6 protein-coding genes and 1 pseudogene are annotated in these 6,751 nt (G+C 38.7%); 2 read left to right on the forward strand and 5 right to left on the reverse strand.

The window, feature by feature from the left end; genetic code table 11:
- From ACTHJT_RS06500 to ACTHJT_RS06515, 4 genes and pseudogenes are all read right to left on the reverse strand, one after another.
- A pseudogene (locus ACTHJT_RS06500) lies at positions 1-496 on the reverse strand (ABC transporter permease); the annotation flags it as partial.
- Positions 497-512: 16 nt separating this feature from the next.
- The gene (locus tag ACTHJT_RS06505) at positions 513-767 is read right to left on the reverse strand and encodes a transporter (protein WP_440237189.1); all 255 of its coding nucleotides are present in this window, start codon (positions 765-767) and stop codon (positions 513-515) included.
- Complete coding sequence (locus ACTHJT_RS06510; RefSeq protein ID WP_440237190.1) at positions 764-1,903, reverse strand: glycosyltransferase; 1,140 nt, start codon at positions 1,901-1,903, stop codon at positions 764-766. The genes ACTHJT_RS06505 and ACTHJT_RS06510 overlap by 4 nt, the downstream gene beginning before the upstream one ends.
- 1 nt (position 1,904) lies before the next feature.
- The gene (locus tag ACTHJT_RS06515) at positions 1,905-2,768 is read right to left on the reverse strand and encodes a lysylphosphatidylglycerol synthase transmembrane domain-containing protein (RefSeq protein WP_440237191.1); all 864 of its coding nucleotides are present in this window, start codon (positions 2,766-2,768) and stop codon (positions 1,905-1,907) included.
- Positions 2,769-2,887: 119 nt separating this feature from the next.
- Between ACTHJT_RS06515 and ruvC the strand changes: the two genes are divergently transcribed.
- Together ruvC and ACTHJT_RS06525 are read left to right on the forward strand one after the other, a co-directional pair.
- Positions 2,888-3,475 (forward strand): crossover junction endodeoxyribonuclease RuvC, encoded by a 588-nt coding sequence (gene ruvC / locus ACTHJT_RS06520; RefSeq protein WP_440237192.1) that lies wholly within the window; start codon positions 2,888-2,890, stop codon positions 3,473-3,475.
- A gap of 109 nt (positions 3,476-3,584) precedes the next feature.
- Complete coding sequence (locus ACTHJT_RS06525; RefSeq protein WP_440237193.1) at positions 3,585-5,744, forward strand: OmpA family protein; 2,160 nt, start codon at positions 3,585-3,587, stop codon at positions 5,742-5,744.
- Between the two features lie 35 nt (positions 5,745-5,779).
- Here ACTHJT_RS06525 and ACTHJT_RS06530 read toward each other — a convergent pair whose 3' ends face one another.
- Positions 5,780-6,643, reverse strand: a complete 864-nt coding sequence (locus ACTHJT_RS06530; protein ID WP_440237194.1) for an acyltransferase family protein — start codon at positions 6,641-6,643, stop codon at positions 5,780-5,782.
- Between the last annotated feature and the right edge of the window lie 108 nt (positions 6,644-6,751).

Here is a 6,751-nt window from a genome sequence, read left to right on the forward strand (position 1 = left end):
CATGAACATTTTCTTTCGTGTCTACATAATAAGCAGAATCAGTCGTGATCTTATATACCGCAGCAGAATCTTTAAACAGTTTCTTTGAAGTTCCGCTGTAGAACGCATCTATGTAACTCAAGGTCAATCCTGATTCCCAAAGGCGCTCGTTGAATTCTTTATAATAAACAGAATCGCCTTTCAGATAAAAAGTATCTACCGGTTCAATCGTATAAGCGCTTTCCCTGCCGTTGAACATCATGGTAAAAAAATTCACCTCTTCAACATCTATGCTTTTATGTTTTTTAATCAATTGTGTTTTAAAACCCGGCGGTTGTTTCTTGATCAGGTTGGCACCATCATCGGCATTCGGTGTATTATCTGGCATGATCGAATAACCAAGAATAGCAATGATATGTGCAAGAATGATCAACCCCAAACCAAACATCGCAGGTTTGTTGCTGAACAAGCGTTTTTTAATATAAAATGAGGGTGAGTGTACGTCTTTACTTTCCACGGTTCTTAATCAAATATTATAACGTATTGTGTGCCAGCAAACCTTTTTTAGTGGCCAGATAAAAAAAGGCAGAACTGTTTTTTATCCACGTATCCATATCTACGATTTCTTCGTCGGTTTGTTTATCCATGACTTTCACCCATTCTTTCTCAACCATTGAAATGAGTAAATCTCTTAACTCCTGTTCCGGTAGCCGCAATTCCCTCCCAAGCTCAGCAAAGGTTTGAACAAAATACAGCTGATCCAGCAAATCAAATTCTATATCCGTCATGAAAGCTTTTCAATTCGTTCTTTCCATGTATAACTGCCCAAACGCGATGCAATTCCAAAACCAACCGCATAAAATGGATACAGTACAACAGCGTTTATAAATGTACTGTTTTTAAAGTCTATTGACAAGAACCGGGCTACAGACTTTAAATAGAAATAGTCAGAAACAGCCTTGGTTCCCCATAGAAAAGCAAGCCATTTCCAGCTCATAATCAAAAACATAGCTAAAAATAAAACAATAATAAGGGTAAGATGGAATATAAATATCCACACGGCGATCCATTGCACATACCGAAGTTTGTACTTTCCCCATTTGCCTGCCCACCGTTTCCGTTGCTGGTAAAATGTTACCCAATCCGGAGCCGGCGCTGTCGTTACAATCGCCGCAAATTCTTTACAAAAAACAACCGCTTTCGGAGAAATCTCTGCAGAGATCTTATGCATCAGAAACTCATCGTCGCCGCTGGCAATCGCTGAGTTACCCTCAAAACCTTTTACAGCAAGGTACACTTCCCTGCTATAGCCTACATTGGCACCATTGCACATTAGTGGATATTGTAATCCGATTGCACTTGCTCCACTGCCTACTAAACTTGAAAATTCGAGTGCCTGAATCCGGTTCCAGAATGAGGGTTCTCCCTGCATCCGTACAGGTCCGGATACAAAGCCCGCACCTGATTCCAGCCAGGTATGCATCATGGTTTTTACCCAATCCGGACCAATACGACAATCGGCATCAGTTGTTAAAATAAAGGATTCAGAACCGGCAGCAATAGCAGATGCGATCCATCTTTTCTTGCCCCGCCAGTCGGCATAAGCAGGGTTTAATGTTACCTGTTTGAATAATGTTGGATAGCGCGCGGTCCAATCCGCAAGGATAGCCGGAGTTGTATCCGTTGATCCATCATCGGCCAGGTAAATCCGCATACGTGCACGCGGATAGGTTTGTGCACAAAGATCCTGCAACAGCAAACCTATGGATTTTTCTTCGTTCCGTATCGGTATGATAATGGCTACTTCGGTTGTAAGTTCCTTAATAGAATCCTTCGGATATTTTTTTATTTTCTGCCAGCCCACAAACAATAGCATCCCGAAAATACTATACAGCAGCGCACATATAAACAGATAGATTTCCATGTTATTTGACTTTTGTATATTCTATTTTAAACATACAAAACAATCCTGTGAAAGATGGGATCACCAGGTTAAACAGCCATAAGCTGAGGCTTGCTAATATCACTTGTTCTTCTGCACTATGGTAATTTGAAAAAAAGAAAACAGCTGCCAGTTCACGTACTCCCAGATCCAGATAAGTAGGAACAATGGATTTCACAAAAAACGTAAAGATCCCGCCGATATATAAAATTTCTATAGGCAGGTCGACTTTAAAAAACAGCAGCAGTATAACAAACTGCGTAAGGAAAATGATGTAACGCAAACCCGATAGACAAAGAGTTTCAATGAATAAAATATTTGAATAATACCGCAGCGCATCAAACCATTTTTCAATAAGCTTTAGTAATGGTAAACGTTTCATTTTATCCAGCCATGCCACCCTGTACTGCCAGGCAAGATAAATAAACAATAAAGTTAATCCGGCAATTCCAAATGCAGCCCACAAACGATGATCCGTATTAATGAAGAAGTAATAATACAATACAGCTCCGATCCCTGTCATACAGGTTACACATAACTGAGCAATACGTGAAAATAAAACTGAGCCAATGCTTTCCATACGTTTTTCTGGATCAATAAAAAGTACACGGCCAATATAATCACCAATGCCATGTGGTGTGATCAGGCCGGCTGCAATACCGCTAAAGACAGCCATCAACGCAGTTCTAAAAGGAATTGCTGTTGTGGAACGCAATAAACGCTGCCATTTAAATGCTTCAACCGAAAGATTTAAAAGCATACCACCCAGCATGACAAAGAATAACAGTATTCCTTCGGAAGTTAAAAATGCATCGAGAATCGTGGAGGCTAATTGTTCCTTTTTCAAAAGAATTGAAACAATTAAAATGCATGAGATAACAAATACAGTTATTTTTATTCCTATTGAAAAGAAAGTAGACTGGGTGATTTTTTTCACAAAAGGTTCGCTAACTTGCATGTACGAATATGGTCAATAAAAGTACTCCTCCGCTCATCGATCGAATCGTCCTTGGTATTGACCCGGGAACGAATGTAATGGGTTACGGCCTGATTGCAATTAAAGGAAATCAGTTGACCTTAATTCAATTTGGCGTAATTCATTTGAGTAAATACGCCGACCATGCAATAAAGTTAAGTAAAATCTTTGAGAGGATAACGACTTTAATTCAGGAGTACCATCCCGACGAAATGGCAATCGAATCCCCCTTCTTTGGCGAAAATGTGCAGTCGATGCTGAAGCTGGGAAGAGCGCAGGGTGTGGCCATTGCAGCGGCTATCTCCCAACAGGTGCCCATTTTTGAATACGCTCCTAAAAAGGTGAAACAATCGGTCACCGGCAATGGCAATGCTTCCAAAGAACAGGTTGCTTCTATGCTTTCCAAATTGCTCTCATTCCAGGAAATTCCTAAACTGCTTGATGCAACCGATGCCTTAGGCGTTGCTGTGTGTCATTACTTTCAGAAAGGAACTGTTAAAAAAAATAATGGCGGCTGGGAAGCTTTTCTGAAAGAAAATCCGGACAAGATCAAATCTACGCCGGGGAAAAAAAAATAGCCCGCACACAAATGAAAACTTTGCACGGAAAACTGCGTAATATTTCCCGTATACTTTGGTATTTCATTTTAATAATTCTTTTCAAATCTACTCCCATTGCATTTGATTTATGAAAATTCAACAAAACATTTTTCCTGTAACAAGACTTCTGTTCTGCATACTATTAATTTCTCTATCTGCATCGAACAGTTTCGCACAAAAAACGCCCTATTATTCTGAAAGTTTTAACGCTGAAAAATCCTCCTGGTTTACAGGAGGAAATGAAAACTATAATTTCAGCATAGACCACGGCGCCTATATATGCACCAATAAAGCAACGGATGGTTCCTGGTATTACAGCACGATCAACACGTACCTGAATGCGCAAAAAGATTTTTCTTATGTTTTTAAAATGAAGGAAACTGCAAGCTTTGGTAATGAAGGATCAGGCATTTATCTTGAAGGCGAAAACGGTAAAACATTTTTTTTTGTGATCAATCCGGAAAGATTTGAATATTGGATTGCCTCTAAAGAAAATGATAAGTACACATATTTATATGAATATTACGGATCAAATACCCGCAAAAGAACATCCGCTATAAAGCCACGTGGTGAGTACAATACACTTGAAATTGCACATACAGGGCCTGATGTATTATTTAAGCTGAACGATACAGAATTACTTTCAATTCCTTTTGCCGGTTCTGGTTTCGAATCATTAACAGGAACATTCGGAATCGTTTTAAGAACCAATATGACGGTTGAAATTGAGGATATCAATTTTTATCATGACGTGCAGATCAAAACCATTGATAATTTGTCTGCAGGCATAAAACGTGAAAATCTTGGTCCAGCCATAAACACGATCTATGCAGAAAAACTTCCTCTTATATCCCCTGATGGAAAAACACTTTTTTATTCAATAGAAGGAAATCCGGATAACACGGGTGGTGCAGGAGACGGCGACGAAATTTACATGTCAACAACCAATGCTGCCAATACATGGAATAAATCTGTACGGTTGGGTTATCCATTAAATAACAGCGGGCCGAATGCAGTTATTTCAATTACACCGGATAACAACAGCATGCTGATCATGAACCAATACAATGAAGATGGTACACAAAAATCTTCTGGTGTCTCTTTTTCATACCGTACAGAATCCGGCTGGTCTTTACCTAAAGACATACTCATCAAAAATTTTTACAACCGTACAAATACCAATGAATATTCATTATCTGCCGACAGAAAAGTTTTATTTATGAGTTTGCAGCGTGATGATTCCAAAGGTGATAAAGATATTTATGTAAGTTTTCTTCAGGCAGACGGTAGTTTCAGCGAGCCCTTAAACCTGGGTAATACGATCAATACTTCAAAAGGTGAGTTGACTCCGTTTATCGCTGCCGATGGTATTACGTTATATTTTGCTACTTATGGACATCCGACATATGGCAGCGCTGATATTTATATGAGCCGCCGTTTGGATTCAACCTATACCAATTGGTCTGAACCCCTTAATCTGGGGCCTGAAATAAATTCAAGCTCCTGGGATGCGTATTACTCCGTACAGGCATCCGGTGATTATGCCTATATGGTAACAGGAGAAAATACCATCGGGAGTATAGACATCATACGCATTGCCCTGCCCCAGTCAGCCAAGCCAAAACCAGTGGTTATTGTTTCCGGTAAGGTATTGCATGTAACAACCAAAGCTCCTCTTAAAGCAGACATTCAATACATAGATTTAAAAACCGGCAAAGAAGTAGGTATTGCCACGAGTGACCCCAAAACCGGAAGTTATAAAATCGTTCTTCCTGCCGGTGCTAATTATGGGTTCCTTGCTCATAAAGAAAACTTCTTCTCTGTGTCTGATAATATCGACCTGACTACACTAACCAGTTACAAAGAAATCGAACGCAACCTTTATATGGCGCCACTAATTACCGGACAAACAATACGACTGAATAATCTGTTCTTTGACTTCGGTAAAAGTGATCTCAGAAAAGAATCTTACGCTGAATTAAATCGTACCGCTGAATTAATGAAAGAACACCCGACAATGACGATTGAAATATCCGGTCATACTGATAATGTCGGTAGTGAAACAGATAATCTGGTTTTGTCTGAAAACAGGGCTAAAGCTGTATTGAATTACTTAACGTCTAAAGGCATAGCTGCTGAGCGCATCAAATCAAAAGGATATGGTAAAACAAAGCCTGTATCTACAAATGATACAGACGAGGGCAGACAATTAAACAGACGTGTGGATTTTACCATCACAACAATGTAATTCTGCAGATTCAGCTAAGAGGAATGATTTTTTTCTTAGCTGAATCTTTTCTTTAGTTTCAAAAAAGGTCTTTCAATACTGTAATAGGTAGCCATTCCGGCAATAACTGTTCCAAGTAAGCAAATGGTAATAAATAATAATGCGACTACCGGAGTCACATTTTCTGTATCAAAAATCTTCACAAAGAAATTAATAACGATGGTATGAGTCAGGTAAAATCCATATGTATACACACCCAAACGGCTGAATATATTTTTTTGCGGAATGTGAAATAATTCTTCTTCAAAAACAATAAGCGTAAGTAATAAAGCATATATGGATCCCAAAATGGTTGGTTCCATCAATATTTTGTCTTCAACATTCAGGTTCGGTAAAATAATTATCATACCTACGCCCGCAATCAGTACTGTAATTTTCAATGTAACAGACAGACTGCTGAAAAATACTGTGGCCTCCTCCTTTCTTTGTATCAACAGCCATGCAGGTATTGCTCCATAGGCAAAATAATCCATATTGGTAAGCAAATCTAAAAATGCCCGGTCGTGGAGATAAAATACATACCTGGAAATATTTGCGGTAATGATGGAACAAGCAATCAACCAGAAAAGGTTTCGCGTTGAAATAAAATATAAACTTAAGGCCCACAGTATGTAAAAGTGTTCTTCCACACAGACAGACCACATCACTCCCAATGGAGAAACATTCGGAAAACTATTAGTAGCAATCATCTTATAATTTTCAAGGAAAGTAACCGAAAGCAGCCAGTTCGGCTCATACCCTTCGGCAGAGGAAGTCAAGGAAAGAAGTCTTAAAACAACGGGTGTCATGAAGGCAAACAACACCATGATAAAATACAACGGCCAGATCCGTAAGATTCTTCGGATATAAAATGCCTGCATGTTGAATGTACCGGTCGCTTTTTTTTTTTAAAAAATAATATATATTAATAAAAAAAAACAAAAAAAAAAAAAAAAAATTAAATAAAAAAAAACCCCAAAAAAAAAAAA

It is taken from the genome of Cytophaga sp., assembly GCF_051961495.1.
Taxonomy (GTDB): domain Bacteria; phylum Bacteroidota; class Bacteroidia; order Cytophagales; family Cytophagaceae; genus Cytophaga.

Coding starts and splice junctions, on each gene's coding strand:
- ACTHJT_RS06505 (WP_440237189.1), bottom strand. CDS start 767: ATGACGGATATAGAATTTGATTTGCTGGATCAGCTGTATTTTGTTCAA.
- ACTHJT_RS06510 (WP_440237190.1), bottom strand. CDS start 1,903: ATGGAAATCTATCTGTTTATATGTGCGCTGCTGTATAGTATTTTCGGG.
- ruvC (WP_440237192.1), top strand. CDS start 2,888: ATGGTCAATAAAAGTACTCCTCCGCTCATCGATCGAATCGTCCTTGGT.
- ACTHJT_RS06525 (WP_440237193.1), top strand. CDS start 3,585: ATGAAAATTCAACAAAACATTTTTCCTGTAACAAGACTTCTGTTCTGC.
- ACTHJT_RS06530 (WP_440237194.1), bottom strand. CDS start 6,643: ATGCAGGCATTTTATATCCGAAGAATCTTACGGATCTGGCCGTTGTAT.